We start from the raw sequence: 16,132 nt of genomic DNA, 5'->3' as shown, positions 1-16,132 counted from the left end.
ATCCATAAAATTAGGTGGCTGCTTTATAACTTTTTAATAATAAATTAATGGCTTTTTCACAATCTTCATCTTCATTATTTAAAGCCCATGCGGTATTGAAGTAATATAATGCTTTTGGTTTGTTAAAACACATAGCATAGCAATAAGCTAAGTTGAAAAAATATTTACTTTCACGCCGTAGGTCAATAGCTGAATGAAATAAGGGTATTGCCTTATCATATTTTTTTAAGTGAATAAAACATACTGCTGTATTGTAAAGCGCACCAGCCTCATTATCTTTCATTTCAGCAGCTTTTTTATATAGAGCTATTGCTCTATTATAATCCTTAGTGTTGTATATATCGTTAGCCTTTTGAAAGTATTCCATTATTCTCCTCCTTATAATCCTTTAAAGAATTATAAATTAGTTATACTAAATATAGATAGTACTATAAAACATAATATATTTAATATAAATACTGTCCAAGGATTTCAAATAATATTCAATTAATACAAAATATTAGTTGTTTTTACCCACCACTTTTCTTTCAAAAAGAGCGACCATTTCATACATAAGGTAAGCTAAGATAGAAAGTATTACTATACTCATCATTACCATGTCTAATTGTGAGATTTGTCCACCATAGATTATTAGAAATCCTAAACCTTCTTTTGCAACCAAAAACTCACCCATAATTACACCTACCCAAGAGAGGCCTACGTTAATCTTAAGTGCCGAAATAAGAGTTGGAATAGATGCAGGAATGATTAAATTAGTTAGTATTTGAAGTTTAGAAGCTCCAAAGGTTTTTAAAAGTTTGATTTTATCTAGGTCTACTTCTCTAAAACCACTTAGTATGCTTATTATAGTTACAACTATGGATATTAAAAGAGCAATTACAATTATTGCTGTTATTCCATTACCTACCCAAAATATAATAATGGGTGCAAGAGCTACTTTAGGCAAAGCATTGAGTACTATTAAGTATGGATCAAGAACTTTTGAAATAAAATCGGACCACCACAATAGTACTGCAATGAGGGCACCTAAGATGGTTCCCAGTAAAAAACCTGTTATTGTTTCAAAACATGTTACTGAGATATGAGTGAGCAAGGTTCCTTCATTATATATTTGTATAAATGAACTGAACATTTTTGATGGCGTACTTGTTAAAAATGAATCAATCCATTTAAGTCTGCCAGCTATTTCCCAAAAACTAAAGAAAACAATTAATATTATTATTCTTGTGAAAATAATGATGCATTTCCTCTTTTTTACATTTTTTATATAAACTTTCTGTTCATCACTTTGAATTAGCATTACCATTCAACTCCTTCCAAATTTTATTGAAGTAAACCCTGAAATCTGGAGCTTCTCTACGTTTTAGAGGACAAGAGAAATCTTCCCCGAATTCAAGGGTCATGTGTTTAACAATTACTGCAGGCCGATTAGATAGAATAATAATTTCGTCTGACATAGCAATGGCCTCAGATATATCATGTGTTACCATTATTGTAGTCTTTTTTTCCTTCTTTATGATTTCATAAACCTCATCACTAATGTTTAATCTAGTTTGATAGTCCAGGGCTGAGAAAGGTTCATCTAAGAGAAGTACCTCAGGGCTTAACGCTAAGGTGCGAATTAGAGCAACTCTTTGACGCATTCCTCCGGATAACTCTCTAGGATGATGATCCCTAAAGTCCCAAAGATTATAACTTATTAAAAGATTTTTTACCATTTCCTTGTTTTTATCCGTAATACAATGGTTGATTTTAAGCCCTAGAAGTACATTGTCCCAAATAGTTAACCAGTCAAACAATTGGTCCTTTTGAAACATATATCCAATTTTTAAAAAGTTTGAACTATCAGCACTTCTATTAATTACTATTTTCCCATATGACGGAGTAATTAGGCCTGCTATTATATTTAAGAGTGTAGACTTTCCACATCCAGAAGGACCTACGATACTTAAAAAGTGACCTTCTTGTACGCCAAATGAGATATCTGCAAGAGCAGGAGTCTCTGCTGTTAAAGAGTGGTAATTCATGCTTATATTACTGATTTCTACTTTAATCACTTTATCATCCCTTCGATAGTTATAGTTTAGTATATGAGGTTAGATAATGTATTGTTAACGACGAGGGTGCCACTTTTATAATTTAACAATTTTTTTAAAATGTGGTAGAATAATAAATAAGAAATATGTTGAAAATTCTATATTCTTTGAGTTATAATATTGTATAAATATTTGTTAACTTAATATGAATTTTGGAGTTATATTAGTGGAATATTGATAAAATGTAATTAATGTGAAAAATATTATAGAAGATTTATAGTGTAGAGAATAAATTTGGTTTTCTAAGAATAAAGATATATATATAAATAATAAGGCTATTTATTAGAAGATTAAATAACTTATAAAATGACATTTTAAATCTACCTACATAAAAATATATAACTTAATTTTAGGTTTCAAGATTATAACAAAATCAAAACTTGCGAGGAAAGAGAAAATTATGATGAAAAGAATATTACATGTTGGATTAGATGTAGGATCTACTACTGTTAAGATAGTAGTGCTAAATGAGTTGGAAAAAACAATATATAGTAAATATCAGAGACATTTTTCTGATATAAAAAGTACAATAGCTGAGCTTTTATATGAGGCTTATATCAATTTTCCCGATTGCTATATTACTATAGTGGTAACTGGGTCTGGTGGACTAGCCTTATCTAAATGGCTTAATATTTCTTTTATTCAAGAAGTAGTAGCCAGTACTTATGCCATTGAAAATATCATCCCGAGAACTAATGTGGCTATAGAACTTGGTGGAGAAGATGCTAAAATTATATATTTTGATGGTGGTATAGATCAAAGAATGAATGGTACTTGCGCTGGCGGTACTGGGGCTTTTATTGATCAGATGGCATCACTTCTTCAAACAGATGCAACAGGCCTTAATGAACTTGCAAAAAACTATAAAACCATTTATCCCATTGCAGCTAGATGTGGTGTATTTGCTAAAACCGATATTCAACCACTATTAAATGAAGGTGCTGCAAAAGAAGATATTGCTGTTTCAGTGTTTCAATCAGTAGTTAATCAGACTATTAGTGGACTAGCTTGTGGTAGACCAATTAGAGGAAATGTTGCATTCTTAGGTGGACCATTATATTTCTTATCTGAACTTAGAACAAGATTTATAGAAACTTTAAAGCTCACAGAAGACCAAGTTATTTTCCCAAACGATTCTCAGTTGTTTGTAGCAATTGGTGCCGCTATGTTATCAAAGGAAGAGAATGTTATTTCATTTGAAAAATTAAATGCTATGCTTCCAAAGTTAAAAGAGGTGTCTAGTCATGATGTTCGAAGATTTAGACCTTTATTTTTAGATGATGCTGAACTTCAGGTTTTTAACAAAAGGCAGAGTGAATATAAGGTGCCAAGGCGAGAACTTGCTTCCTATGTAGGAAATTGCTTTTTGGGAATAGACGCTGGTTCTACAACTACTAAAGCTACCCTTATAGACGAGAAAGGTATACTTTTATACTCTTACTATGGGAGTAATGAAGGTAACCCATTAACTTTAGTTAGAAAAATTTTGAAAGATATATATAGTATTTTGCCTAAAGAAGTAACTATTGTAAATTCAGCAGTAACAGGTTATGGTGAGAGATTGATAATGGCTGCGTTACAAGTAGATATTGGTGAAATTGAAACAATAGCTCATTACGTGGCAGCGAAATTTTTTGTTCCTGATGTAGATTTTATATTGGATATTGGTGGACAAGATATGAAATGCCTAAAAATAAAAAATGGTGTAATAGATAGTATAATGCTAAATGAAGCTTGTTCCTCTGGGTGTGGCTCTTTTATAGAAACTTTTGCTCAATCATTAAATATGGAAGTTGCGGATTTTGCAGATGTAGCATTAAAGGCAAAGAGTCCCGTGGATTTAGGCTCTAGATGCACTGTGTTTATGAATTCAAGAGTTAAGCAGGCTCAAAAGGAAGGGGCCTCTGTGGGGGATATATCAGCGGGACTTTCTTATTCAGTAATAAAAAATGCATTATTTAAAGTTATTAAGATAAGAGATCCAAAAGATATGGGTAAAAAGATAATAGTTCAAGGAGGAACCTTTTACAATAATGCAGTACTTAGGGCTTTTGAAATTGTTTCGGGAAGAGAGGCTGTAAGACCGGATATTGCAGGTTTAATGGGTGCCTATGGAGCTGCACTTATTGCAAAGGATCGATATGTTCTCGGCAAGATTTCCACCTTGTTATCAGTAGATCAATTGGATAGCTTTGTTGTAGAAACTTCAATGGGTAGATGCAAGCAATGCGAGAACCAATGTGTTCTTACAATTAATAAATTTGATAATGAACGTGAATTTATATCTGGTAATCGTTGCGAAAAAGCACTAGGAAAAAGTAATAAAAAAGAAAAAATACCTAATGTATATGATTATAAATATAAAAGAATATTTGATTATATTCCATTAAGGAAAGAGAAAGCCTCTAGGGGCGTAGTAGGTATCCCAAGGGTACTTAATATATATGAAAATTATCCATTTTGGTTTACCTTCTTTACGAATTTAGGGTTTAGGGTTGAATTATCCCAAAGATCTACTAAAAAGGTATATGAAATGGGAATAGAAACTATCCCTTCGGAATCTGCTTGTTATCCCGCTAAAATAGCACATGGACATATAATGAGTCTTATAAATAAGGGAATTGATTTTATATTTTATCCTTGTATTCCATTTGAAAAAAAAGAACTAAAGGATGCGGATAATCATTTTAATTGCCCTATAGTAACCTCGTATCCTGAGGTTATAAAGAATAATATGGACATTTTAAATGAAAGAGATATTAAGTTCTTAAATCCTTTTATTTCTCTAGATAATAAGAAAAAATTAATAACGAGATTGACTGATGAGCTCGCAGACTTTGGAATTAGTAAAAAAGAGATTTCTATGGCAGCAGATATTGCTTGGATAGAAACTGACAAAGTAAAATTGGATATTCAAAATAAAGGTGAAGAAGTAGTTGAATATATTAGAAAAACTGGAAAGAAGGGCATTGTTTTAGCGGGAAGACCATATCATATAGACCCAGAGATCAATCATGGGATTCCAAGTGTAATTACTGATTTTGATATGCCGGTACTCACAGAGGATTCTGTAGCTCATTTAGGTATTATTGAAAGACCTTTAAAAGCAGTGGATCAGTGGGTATATCATTCTAGGTTATACGCAGCAGCTAGTTTTGTAGCAACCCAGCCAAATATTGAGCTTATTCAGTTAAATTCTTTTGGCTGTGGACTTGATGCAGTTACATCAGACCAAGTTGCAGAGATTTTAGAGAATAATGGTAAACTATATACAACTCTAAAAATTGATGAAGGAAATAACTTGGGAGCTGCAAGAATTAGGATTAGATCATTAAAAGCCGCACTTAATGAGAGAGATAAAAATGGAATAGTACCTAAAAAAGCAAAAGAGAGTGAGAGTAGAATTCTATTTACAAAGGAAATGAGAAAAAAGCATACGATTTTATGTCCGCAAATGTCTCCTATACATTTTCAATTTGTGCAGGAAGCCTTTAAAGCATCAGGGTATAATCTACAGGTATTGCCTTCAGTAGATACTAAAGCTGTAGATGAAGGCTTAAAATATGTAAATAATGACGCTTGTTATCCTACAATAATTGTAGTAGGACAAATAATTGAAGCTTTAAAATCAGGTAAATATGATATAAATAATACCTCTGTTATAATTTCTCAAACTTGTGGAGGGTGTAGGGCTACCAATTACATTGGATTCCTTAGGAAAGGACTTAAAGATGCAGGATTCCCAAAAATTCCAGTGGTATCATTAAATGCGGCTGGTCTTGAAAAAAATCCAGGCTTTAGATTCACATATCCAATGGTTAAAAAGTCAATAATGGCTTTAGTATATGGAGATTTGCTTATGAGGGTGCTCTACAAGGTTAGACCTTATGAGGTAATACCGGGTTCCGCTAATTTACTTTATGAGAAATGGGTAAAAGTATGCAAAGAAGCTGTAGTGAATGGTAAAAGTAGCGAATTTAAAAATAATGTTTCCTCTATTGTAGCTGATTTTGATAAGTTAGAAATTAATAATATATTGAAACCTCAGATAGGACTAGTGGGAGAAATTTTAGTAAAGTTCCATCCTACAGCTAACAATAATATTATAGATGTTATTGAGAGTGAAGGTGGAGAAGTAGTTATGCCAGATTTAACTGACTTTTTTCTATACTGTGCTTTCGATGCTGACTTTAAATATAAATATTTAGGGAAAAGTCATACTGATCAAATAATAAATAATATGGCAATTCAATATATAGAAGGTTTTAGAAAACATATGAAATCAGTTCTTGAAAAAAGTATTAGATTTATTCCGCCAATAACCATACAGGAACTAGCAGTGGGAGCAAAACCTATTGTATCACTAGGAAATCAAGCAGGTGAAGGGTGGTTTTTGACTGCTGAAATGGTTGAACTCATTGAAAACGGAACAAGAAATATAGTATGTATGCAGCCTTTTGCTTGTTTGCCAAATCATGTAACAGGAAAAGGAATGATTAAAGAATTAAAGAGAAGATACCCAGGCGCTAATATAACAGCAATAGATTACGACCCAGGTGCTAGTGAGGTAAATCAAATTAATAGAATAAAACTAATGATGTCTATTGCTTTTAAAAATCTTAAGGGCGTAGAACAAGTTAAAATTGCATATGATGAGGCAGCCAGTGATAAAAATGTAGATTAAAAATTTAATGAAGTGTTAATTACGAATTTTTCTCAAATTATGCTATAAGGTCAAGTATATATTGCTATAATGCTTTCACGTCACCAAGTAATTCTAAAATTTATTTTAATTACAGTTGCTAAAAAATACAAACTCGCTAACGCTCAAACATGTATTTTTATTCACGCATCTGTAATTAAAATAAATTAAGAATCACTAAGGTGAGTTCAAATGCATTTTACGCAATATATACTTTTGTTAGCATAATATAAGAAAAGATATTAACATTCAGATTATCATTATATTATTTTAGCTTTCTTTAGGATTATGTCGTTTAATAATACCATAAAAATAGACTTGTCTTAAATAGATAAGTCTATTTTTATATGTCTTTATCCTCAATATTGTCTAGCATAGCCTAAATAATAATTAAAAAATCATTATAATATAGTTTGAAATTTACAAATATAACATAAGTATTATTAGGGTACATTAAAAAACATCAATAATAATATCTTTATATGAATATACATTACTTAAAACATAATTAAGTAAATATATTATTTTGAAGTAGTATTTTATTGTTTAACAATATGTGATCAAATATTATGGAGGAGGATAAATAATGGTTAAGGAAAACAAAGAAAGGGGAATGTGGTTAACAGTAATTTTATTGGTATTAATAGTATTATATAGTTTAAGTATACTATATAATTTATATTCTTTTTCAAGACAGCCAGGAGGATTAATGAATTCATATGCATTAAGAACAATAATTTTAGCTTTAATTCAACTTATAGGTTTTATACTAATATTTATCAGGAGAAAATTAGGGTGGTACTTGTATATATCTGCTTGCTTGATTTCAATAGTAGTAGGTTTTATAACTTCCTCTAGTTTTATATTAGGTGCAATTATGTATATGGTAGTTATATTAATATTATCATTAATGTTATATTATTTTATATGTCCAATATGGAATAGCATGGAATAGTGTAGTGAAAAATACAGGGTTCCAAATTGACTATTGATGCGAATCTAGCTGTAAATCTGTACGTAAGAAGTGCTATAATTAAATTAAGATGTTACTTAGTAATAAAAATGAAAGGGGATAATTATATGAATCAGGAACAAATGGATCAAATCCATGCTGGGAAAGGGTTTATCGCTGCTTTAGACCAAAGTGGGGGAAGTACTCCTAAGGCACTTTTTCAGTATGGTATTTCGAAAGATCGTTATTCAAATGACGAAGAGATGTTCAATTTAGTTCACGAGATGAGAATACGTATTATCACGGACCCTGCATTCAATTCAGAGCACATTTTGGGTTCTATTTTATTTGAAAACACTATGGATCGTAAAGTTGGTGATCAATTTACCGCTGATTTTCTTTGGGAGAATAAAAGTATTGTGCCTTTTTTAAAGATCGATAAAGGGCTAGCAGAACTTGAAAACGGGGTTCAACTCATGAAGCCGATTCCCAATTTGAAAGAACTCTTAAAACGGGCGATTGAAAAAAACATTTTTGGTACAAAAATGCGTTCAGTCATTAAAGAAGCTAATCCTGAAGGAATTCGAAAACTAGTTGAGCAACAGTTCAGTATTGGCAAGAAAATAACTGAAGCTGGGTTGGTTCCAATTATCGAGCCGGAGGTTGATATCCATAGTGTTGATAAGGAAAAATCAGAAAAAATATTAAAAACTGAAATTTTCAATCAATTATCTACCCTTGACAAAGACGTCAAATTGATGCTTAAACTTTCAATACCAACAGAAGATAACCTCTATCATGATTTATTGGATAATCCGCATATATTACGGGTTGTGGCTTTATCAGGAGGGTACACTCAAAGTGAAGCAAATGAAAAACTTTCACATAATAACGGACTGATTGCTAGTTTTTCGCGTGCGTTATCACAAGGATTGACAGCACAACAAACAGACAAAGAATTCAATTTGATGCTATCCCATTCAATTCGGACAATTTATGAAGCATCCATAAAATAAAGTAGATATTTATTCTGAAAGTTACTCGCTTAGAGATAGGGAAACATGTAAATATTCCTGATTTGTTTTTGATAGTAATAATAATATGATAACAAATTTTGCTCAGGAGTGACTTGCAACAAGAAACGTCAAAACTATTGAAATCCCATTTAGAAATTCTTCTTTTGTGAATATAAAATTCCCGTAAGCCTCACAGGAGGCATAACAATTAATAATTGTTATCTTCCCCAGGGAACTACCCAGAGGTAGGGCATTTTATATAAGCAAAAGATTAGAATTTCTTAATGGGATTTCTAGTTTTAAGTTCGGTGGCAATGCACGCAGGAGAAATTGATGGTTTTTATTTTATAGTTTTTACTGCGTTTTCACCAAAGGTAGTATTAACAATTGTATTGAAAGCAGGTCTTGTTGGTATTAAGGTTGCCTTAGAAGATTGTATTATGTCCATAAGTTTGGTTAAGTTATCTGATGTCAATACTGGGGTTGTTGAGAAAGCATTTATTGATCTATAGTTTTTAATAGATTCAATAAGAACTGCTTCATCTGTACCTGGGAAATAAGATTTAATTGAAGCAATTACCTCCGCATCTGAATGACTATTTACCCATTTTTGACCTTTATATATTGCATTAGTGAACTTTTGTATTATTTGTGGATTTTTTTCTATATAGGATTTCGTAGCGAAAAAGCATGTATAAGGTATGGTTCCGGCAGATGCTCCGATTGATGCTACATTATATCCAGAATTATTTTTTTGTAACAAACTAGCACTAGGCTCAAAAAGAGTAACATAATCCCCTGTGCCAGCCTTGAAAGCACCAGATGTAGCTGTGAGAGCTAAGTTCGTAATAATGTTCACATCAACGCCAGGTGTAAGACCATGGCTTTTTAAAACATACTCAAGAGCCATTTCAGGTACGCCACCAGGTCTTCCACCTATTATAGTTTTGCCCTTTAAGGATTCCCATTTGAAATTTGGTTCAGCTTTCCTAGACACTAAGAAAGCACCGTCCTTTTGTGTTAATTGTGCAAAAAGTATAGGATAGTCTTCGCGCTTTTGATTGTAGATGTAAATAACTTGTTCTGGTCCAGCAAAACCTATATCTGCAGCTTTGCTTAGGACTTGTTGCATAGTTTTGTCAGCGCCTTGACCAGTTGAAAGGTCAATATTAATGCCTTCCTCCTTAAAATAGCCTTGTGATATAGCTGCATACATAGGAGCATAGAATATAGAGCGAACTACTTCATTTAGTTTTACTGTTACTAGAGTATTTGTAGTTGCTTTTTTGCATCCGGAAAATAAGGTGATTATTAGAGCGAGAGAGAGGAGTAGAGAAAAAATAGAGATTTTTTTAATTTTCATTAATACCTCCATGTTATAGGTTGTTATAATTCTATAATATGAAAGAATGTGTATTTGTGACATTTTAAATTTAAAAATGAAATATCTTGACATATGTTAATTAAGAGGTATAATTAAAAATAATGAAAACTTCATAAATTTTTTAAAAGCTTAGATGAAGAGGAGTAGAGGAAATTAATATTAAGAGAGGAAGATTCAAAGGCTGTAAGATCTTCTATATGAAAAACCTTGAAGGTAGCTTCGGAGCTTCTTTACCCAATTTATAAATTATGAATAGGTGGTAAAGACGGTTTTCTTAATCGTTAAATTTTAAAGAGCCTGCAAATTTGCAGGAAAAAAGGTGGTACCGCGAGCTTTTCGTCCTTTTATAGACGAAGGCTCTTTTTTTATTGTTTTTAAAATTCATATACTAAAGAAATTAATATACTAATTGTTATTTAGGAGGGCTTAATTTATGGAAGAAAATAATAATATTGATAAGAATTATAATCCCAAAGAGTTTGAAGAAAGGCTATACGCATGGTGGGAAGAAAAGGGTTTTTTTACTCCAACCGTAGATAAAGATAAAAAACCATTTACAATAGTGATGCCACCACCAAATATTACAGGGAAATTACACTTAGGTCATGCTCTTGATAATACACTTCAAGACATTCTAATAAGAACTAAAAGAATGCAAGGGTATAACACATTATGGCTTCCTGGTGAAGATCATGCAAGTATTGCCACAGAAGTAAAGGTTGAGAATGAACTTTTAAAGCAAGGTCTTAAGAAAAAAGAAATGGGACGAGAAGCTTTCCTTGAAAAAGTTTGGGATTGGACTAATGAATATAGAGAAAAAATAAGAGGACAAATAAGAAAAATGGGATGTTCTGTTGATTTTACTAGGGAAAGTTTTACTATGGATGAAAACTTAAATCATGCAGTAAGAGAAGTTTTCGTTAAATTATATAATGATGGACTTATATATCAAGGCAATAGGATAACAAACTGGTGCCCAAAATGCAATACTGCGATATCAGATGCTGAAATAGAGTTTGAAGAACAAGCAGGTCACTTCTGGCATATAAAATATCCAATAATAGGTAGTAATGAATTTTTAGAAATAGCTACCACAAGGCCGGAAACTATGCTTGGAGATACTGCGGTTGCAGTAAATCCTAAAGATCCACGTTATACACATTTAATAGGTAAAAAAATAATGCTGCCTTTAGTAAATAGGGAAATACCAATAATTGCAGATGATTATGTTGATATTGAGTTTGGAACAGGCGCAGTTAAAATTACCCCAGCACATGATCCTAATGATTATCAAATAGGAAAAAGGCATAATCTTCCTGAGATAGTAGTTTTAAATGAAAATGCAGCTATATATGAAGGTTATGGAAAATATTCAGGACTAGACAGATATGACGCAAGAAAGGTCATAGTAGAAGATTTGGGTATTGCAGGACTACTTGTTAAAATAAAGGACCATGCTCACAATGTAGGTACTCACGATAGATGTAAAACAACTGTAGAACCAATGTTATCAAAACAATGGTATGTTAAAATGGAATCTCTTGCGAAACCAGCTATAGAGGCTGTACGGGAAAATAAGACAAAATTTGTTCCTGAGAGATTTGATAAAACATACTTCAATTGGATGGAAAACATTCAAGATTGGTGTATATCAAGGCAGTTATGGTGGGGACATAGAATTCCAGTATGGTATTGCAAAGACTGTGGAGAAATGATAGTAGCAGCTAATGCACCAACAAACTGCAGTAAATGTAATAGTACAAATCTAACTCAAGATAAAGATGTGCTTGATACTTGGTTTAGTTCAGCCTTATGGCCTTTCTCAACACTTGGTTGGCCTAGTAATACAGAGGATTTAAAGCAGTTCTATCCAACAAGTGTTTTGGTTACTGGATATGATATTATATTCTTCTGGGTTGCAAGAATGATTTTTTCAGGGATTTATAATTTAGGGGAAGTTCCATTTGAAACAGTAGTAATTCATGGAATGGTTAGAGATGAGCAAGGAAGAAAAATGTCTAAGTCTCTGGGAAATGGCATTGATCCACTAGATGTAATAGACCAATATGGCGCAGATGCGCTAAGATTTTCATTAGCAACAGGAAATTCTCCAGGTAGTGATATAAGATTCTATGAGTCAAGAGTTGAAGCAGCTAGAAATTTTGCCAATAAAATATGGAATGCTTCTAGGTTTGTTATGATGAATTATAATGAAGAATTAATGGCTAAATATAAAGAAAGTAAAAACTATACTGCCGCCGACAAGTGGATATTATCAAGAATGAACACTGTAACAAAAGAAGTCACAGAAAATATTGAAAAATATGAAATAGGTATAGCACTTCAAAAGACTCATGACTTTATGTGGACAGAATTTTGTGATTGGTATATTGAACTTGTTAAACCAGTATTATATGCAGAAGATGGAGAGGCTAAGGGGATAGCACTAAACGTATTAAACAAAGTATTGAAAACTGGACTTAAACTACTTCATCCTGTTATGCCATTTATAACAGAAGAAATTTATACTCACTTAGATAATGAATATGAATCTATAACTATTTCTAAGTGGCCAGAGTATGACAAAACACTTAATGATGAAAAAGCTGAAGAAAATATGAATTATATTATAGAAGCGATAAAAGATGTTAGAAATGCTAGAGCAGATATGAATGTAGCACCTTCAAGAAAAGCTAAAGTATTTATATATGCAACAAAAGCAAAAGAAGCATTTGAGGAAGGTATGGTTTATTTCCAAAAACTTGCATCAGCTAGTGAAGTGAAATTTTTAGCATCCAAAGGTGAAGCACCAGAAAATGTAGTTACAGTAGTAACTATTGGCGCCGAGGTTTATATGCCATTACTTGAACTTGTAGATTTAGAGGTAGAACTCGATAGATTGAATAAAGAAAAAGATAAATTAAAAAAAGAAATAGAACGGGTTGAGAAAAAGCTTAGTAATGAAAAATTCACAGCTAAAGCTCCAATAGAAGTAGTGGAAGAAGAAAAAGCTAAAGGTGAAAAATATAAAGAAATGTATAGCTCAGTAATTCAAAGTATAGAAAATTTGAAATAAGCATGTGACAATAGACATAAATTAAAAAACCTCCTATGTTTAAATGAAACATAGGAGACTTTTTAATTAAGGGGACGGTTATTTGAAAGGAAGGATAAGCATGAATTATGATGATGCTAAAGCTTATATAAAAGACACAGCCAAGTTTGGTAGTAAACTAGGACTTGAGAGAACTGAAAAAATATTAGAATTTTTAGGAAATCCACATAAAAAATTAAAATGTATACATATTGCAGGAACTAATGGAAAAGGTTCAACTACCGCTATGGTGACTACGATTTTGGTGGAAGCTGGATATAAGGTAGGTTCATATATATCTCCATTTATTGAAGAGTTTGAAGAAAGGATACAAATAGATAATAAGAATATTTCTAAAGGGGATTTAAGTAACATTGTAACGGAAGTTTCTAAAGCAGTAGAGAAAGTAGTAGAACTTGGATATAGTAATCCAACGGAATTTGAAATCATTACCTGTGTGGGATTTTTATATTTTTATAACAATAATGTAGATTTTGTTGTAGTAGAAGTGGGGATTGGAGGAAGACTTGATTCAACAAATGTAATTACACCTATTTTAAGTATTATAACATCTATTAGCCTTGATCATACCCTAATACTCGGGGATACTTTAGGTAAGATTGCTTATGAAAAAGCAGGTATTATTAAGGGAGGAATCCCTATAATTATGTATCCACAGGAAAATGAAAGTCAGGAAGTAATAGAAAAAATATGTTTCGATAAAAAATGCAAATTAATTAAAGTACCAAAGGATTCAGCTATATATTTAGGAAAGGGAAATTTAAAGAACATTGTAATGACTGCAATGGAAACTACAGTGAATGCTAGTAATAATGGTATATCTCAAAAAGTGAAAATTCAAACCCAAAATAATGATTATATTATTGACTTGGCACTTTTAGGAATACATCAATTACTAAATTGTTCTGTAGCGGTTCATGCTATAGAGGAGCTTGTAGTTCAAGGTCTTAAAATTAATAAAGAAGACATCCTTGCAGGCCTTAAAAAGGTAAAGTGGCCAGCAAGGCTGGAGGTAATGAATAAACAGCCTTTAGTTGTTATAGATGGAGCGCACAACATAGATGGCATACAAAAACTTACTCAGAGTATCGACATGTATTTTACCTACAATAAAATAATATTGATTTTAGGAATTCTCGCAGATAAACAAGTGGATGCAATGATTAAAACTATAGTTCCCAAAGTTTGCAGAGTTATTACTGTTACTCCCCACAGCGATAGGGCAGAATTAGCAGAAAAATTAAAAATTCAAGTAGAAAAATATACTACGAGATGTGAGGCAATTGAAGATTATGAGTTGGCTTATAAAAAAGCTTTGAGTTATTGTGAAGACGGTGACTTATTATTAGTGTCTGGATCTTTATATATGGTTGGAGATATGAGGAAAATAATACGTAATGTTCACGTTTCAAGCTCTTAGTTGTAGTTACGCAGGAGAAAACGCAAAATGGATGCACCCATGCATCCATTTTATTATTTATTTAAGCATTTACGACTAATTTTTCAAGTGCTATTGCTAATTGATCAGGGCAAGAGGTACTTTTATCACCACAGTTAATACCCTTAAGTTTTTTTATAGCATCGTTAACTTCCATTCCTATAAGTAACGTTGAAAGTCCTAATGCATTTCCTGGGCATCCTCCTATAAAAACAACTTCAGTTATTTTATTGTCTACAATTTCAAAATTTATTTTTCTTGAACAAACGCCTGTTGGCTCATAACTATACATAAATTACTCCTCCCCTCTTTTGTAATTTTAATAAATACAATAATTATTATATACTATTAAGTAGTTATATTTCAAGAAATTAATTTTCGTAAAACATTGTGAGCATAATATTGATATTTTCATATTATGGTTATGAGGAGGTGAGGAATTTGAGAAAGTTATATGTATGTAGTACGTCAGCAGATTGCATATCAAAAGTTAACTTGGATTTATTTGTAGAAGAAAAAAAAATACATTTGGATAAAAAAAATCTCAAAAGAATTGGTCCTCATGGTATATATGTTTATAAAAATAAGCTGTTAACAGCTAATAGTTATGACAATAGCATCTCTGTGGTTGATGTTAATAATAATAAAACAGAAAGTTATTTTGTAGGTATGCATTGTAATGATTTATCAGTTTATGATGATAAAGCTTATGTTATTTGTGGAGATTCTGATGATATGATAGTTTTTGATTTAGAGAAAAAGAATATTATAGAAGTCATTCCCTGCGGTAATTCACCACATAGTATTTATATTTGCAAAAGAAAAAATCTTATTATAGTAGCAAATATGAATAGTGATAGCATAACAATAATAGATTCTGCTAAAAATGGAAATATAAAAAACATTAGGGTGGGGGCATATCCTACTAAAGCGGTAATTACCCCAGATGGTAATTATATTTTAGTCTGCGAAAGCAATATAGGTATGGATAATAAAGGATGTATAAGTATAATTTCATTAAAAAACTACCTCGTATTAAACAAGATATCTGTTGGCAATTCACCTGTTGATATGTTTTATAATGGAAGGTATTGTTATGTATCAAATTTTGGAGATGGTACGGTAAGTATATTAGATATAAATAATTATAAAGAGATAAAGAAAATCGAGGTCGGAGGTATGCCGAGAGGTATAATAGAAGACGAAAAATATTTGTATGTAGGTGATAACTATAACAATCTACTTTTTAGAATTGATAAAATAACTGAAGATAAAAAAGCCATTTCTATTGGCGGAGAGCCTACAGGAATGACATTTCTATAAAACCTATTTTCTATAAGAAGATTAATTTTTTATAGAAAACTTAATAGTTTCTAAAAGAAGATTAATAGCTTCTGTAAGAAGTTTAATAGCTTCTATAAGAAGATTA

General features: G+C 31.6%; 11 protein-coding genes and 1 other annotated feature. Of the genes, 6 read left to right on the top strand and 5 right to left on the bottom strand.

Annotated elements, in window-relative coordinates; genetic code table 11:
* Positions 1–10: 10 nt before the first annotated feature.
* From VIM70_RS21620 to VIM70_RS21610, 3 genes are all read right to left on the bottom strand, one after another.
* Positions 11–367 carry a tetratricopeptide repeat protein gene (locus VIM70_RS21620; RefSeq protein WP_331947845.1) on the bottom strand — a complete coding sequence of 119 codons (357 nt, stop codon included), beginning with the start codon at positions 365–367 and terminating at the stop codon, positions 11–13.
* 132 nt (positions 368–499) lie between these two features.
* Positions 500–1,300 carry an ABC transporter permease gene (locus VIM70_RS21615; RefSeq protein WP_331947868.1) on the bottom strand — a complete coding sequence of 267 codons (801 nt, stop codon included), beginning with the start codon at positions 1,298–1,300 and terminating at the stop codon, positions 500–502.
* Entirely contained in the window at positions 1,284–2,027 is a 744-nt protein-coding gene (locus VIM70_RS21610) for an ABC transporter ATP-binding protein (protein WP_414648738.1), read from the bottom strand. The genes VIM70_RS21615 and VIM70_RS21610 overlap by 17 nt, the downstream gene beginning before the upstream one ends.
* A 472-nt stretch (positions 2,028–2,499) precedes the next feature.
* On the opposite strand from VIM70_RS21610, the gene VIM70_RS21605 reads away from it, so the two are divergent.
* The 3 genes from VIM70_RS21605 (at position 2,500) to VIM70_RS21595 (ending at position 8,766) form a co-directional block, all read left to right on the top strand.
* Positions 2,500–6,780: an acyl-CoA dehydratase activase-related protein gene (locus VIM70_RS21605; protein WP_331947867.1), complete on the top strand. Its 4,281-nt coding sequence runs from the start codon at positions 2,500–2,502 to the stop codon at positions 6,778–6,780.
* Positions 6,781–7,384: 604 nt separating this feature from the next.
* Entirely contained in the window at positions 7,385–7,753 is a 369-nt protein-coding gene (locus VIM70_RS21600) for a hypothetical protein (protein WP_331947843.1), read from the top strand.
* Positions 7,754–7,878: 125 nt separating this feature from the next.
* A complete protein-coding gene (locus VIM70_RS21595; RefSeq protein ID WP_331947842.1) occupies positions 7,879–8,766 on the top strand; it encodes a fructose bisphosphate aldolase in 888 nt (295 codons plus the stop codon).
* Positions 8,767–9,106: 340 nt separating this feature from the next.
* On the opposite strand, the gene VIM70_RS21590 is transcribed toward VIM70_RS21595, so the two are convergent.
* Entirely contained in the window at positions 9,107–10,129 is a 1,023-nt protein-coding gene (locus tag VIM70_RS21590; protein WP_331947841.1) for an ABC transporter substrate-binding protein, read from the bottom strand.
* 142 nt (positions 10,130–10,271) lie between these two features.
* Positions 10,272–10,497: a binding site (T-box leader), on the top strand.
* Positions 10,498–10,583: 86 nt separating this feature from the next.
* Here VIM70_RS21590 and VIM70_RS21585 point away from each other — a divergent pair.
* A complete protein-coding gene (locus tag VIM70_RS21585; RefSeq protein WP_331947840.1) occupies positions 10,584–13,226 on the top strand; it encodes a valine--tRNA ligase in 2,643 nt (880 codons plus the stop codon).
* A 100-nt stretch (positions 13,227–13,326) separates the two neighbouring features.
* The gene (locus tag VIM70_RS21580; RefSeq protein WP_331947839.1) at positions 13,327–14,685 is read left to right on the top strand and encodes a folylpolyglutamate synthase/dihydrofolate synthase family protein; all 1,359 of its coding nucleotides are present in this window, start codon (positions 13,327–13,329) and stop codon (positions 14,683–14,685) included.
* Between the two features lie 61 nt (positions 14,686–14,746).
* Here the strand turns inward: VIM70_RS21580 and VIM70_RS21575 are convergent, their stop codons facing one another.
* Complete coding sequence (locus VIM70_RS21575) at positions 14,747–14,995, bottom strand: TIGR03905 family TSCPD domain-containing protein (RefSeq protein ID WP_331947838.1); 249 nt, start codon at positions 14,993–14,995, stop codon at positions 14,747–14,749.
* Positions 14,996–15,144: 149 nt separating this feature from the next.
* On the opposite strand from VIM70_RS21575, the gene VIM70_RS21570 reads away from it, so the two are divergent.
* Complete coding sequence (locus VIM70_RS21570) at positions 15,145–16,026, top strand: YncE family protein (protein WP_331947837.1); 882 nt, start codon at positions 15,145–15,147, stop codon at positions 16,024–16,026.
* The last annotated feature ends 106 nt before the right edge of the window (positions 16,027–16,132 follow it).

The organism is Clostridium sp., assembly GCF_036569345.1.
In the GTDB taxonomy this organism is placed as follows: Bacteria; Bacillota; Clostridia; order Clostridiales; family Clostridiaceae; genus Clostridium_AD.
This window is presented reverse-complemented; position numbering and strand designations above follow the sequence as displayed.

What these genes read in the sequence shown, in the direction of transcription:
- VIM70_RS21620 (WP_331947845.1), bottom strand. Translation starts at nt 367, where the DNA reads ATGGAATACTTTCAAAAGGCTAACGATATATACAACACTAAGGATTAT.
- VIM70_RS21615 (WP_331947868.1), bottom strand. Translation starts at nt 1,300, where the DNA reads ATGCTAATTCAAAGTGATGAACAGAAAGTTTATATAAAAAATGTAAAA.
- VIM70_RS21610 (WP_414648738.1), bottom strand. Translation starts at nt 2,027, where the DNA reads ATGAATTACCACTCTTTAACAGCAGAGACTCCTGCTCTTGCAGATATC.
- VIM70_RS21605 (WP_331947867.1), top strand. Translation starts at nt 2,500, where the DNA reads ATGAAAAGAATATTACATGTTGGATTAGATGTAGGATCTACTACTGTT.
- VIM70_RS21600 (WP_331947843.1), top strand. Translation starts at nt 7,385, where the DNA reads ATGGTTAAGGAAAACAAAGAAAGGGGAATGTGGTTAACAGTAATTTTA.
- VIM70_RS21595 (WP_331947842.1), top strand. Translation starts at nt 7,879, where the DNA reads ATGAATCAGGAACAAATGGATCAAATCCATGCTGGGAAAGGGTTTATC.
- VIM70_RS21590 (WP_331947841.1), bottom strand. Translation starts at nt 10,129, where the DNA reads ATGAAAATTAAAAAAATCTCTATTTTTTCTCTACTCCTCTCTCTCGCT.
- VIM70_RS21585 (WP_331947840.1), top strand. Translation starts at nt 10,584, where the DNA reads ATGGAAGAAAATAATAATATTGATAAGAATTATAATCCCAAAGAGTTT.
- VIM70_RS21580 (WP_331947839.1), top strand. Translation starts at nt 13,327, where the DNA reads ATGAATTATGATGATGCTAAAGCTTATATAAAAGACACAGCCAAGTTT.
- VIM70_RS21575 (WP_331947838.1), bottom strand. Translation starts at nt 14,995, where the DNA reads ATGTATAGTTATGAGCCAACAGGCGTTTGTTCAAGAAAAATAAATTTT.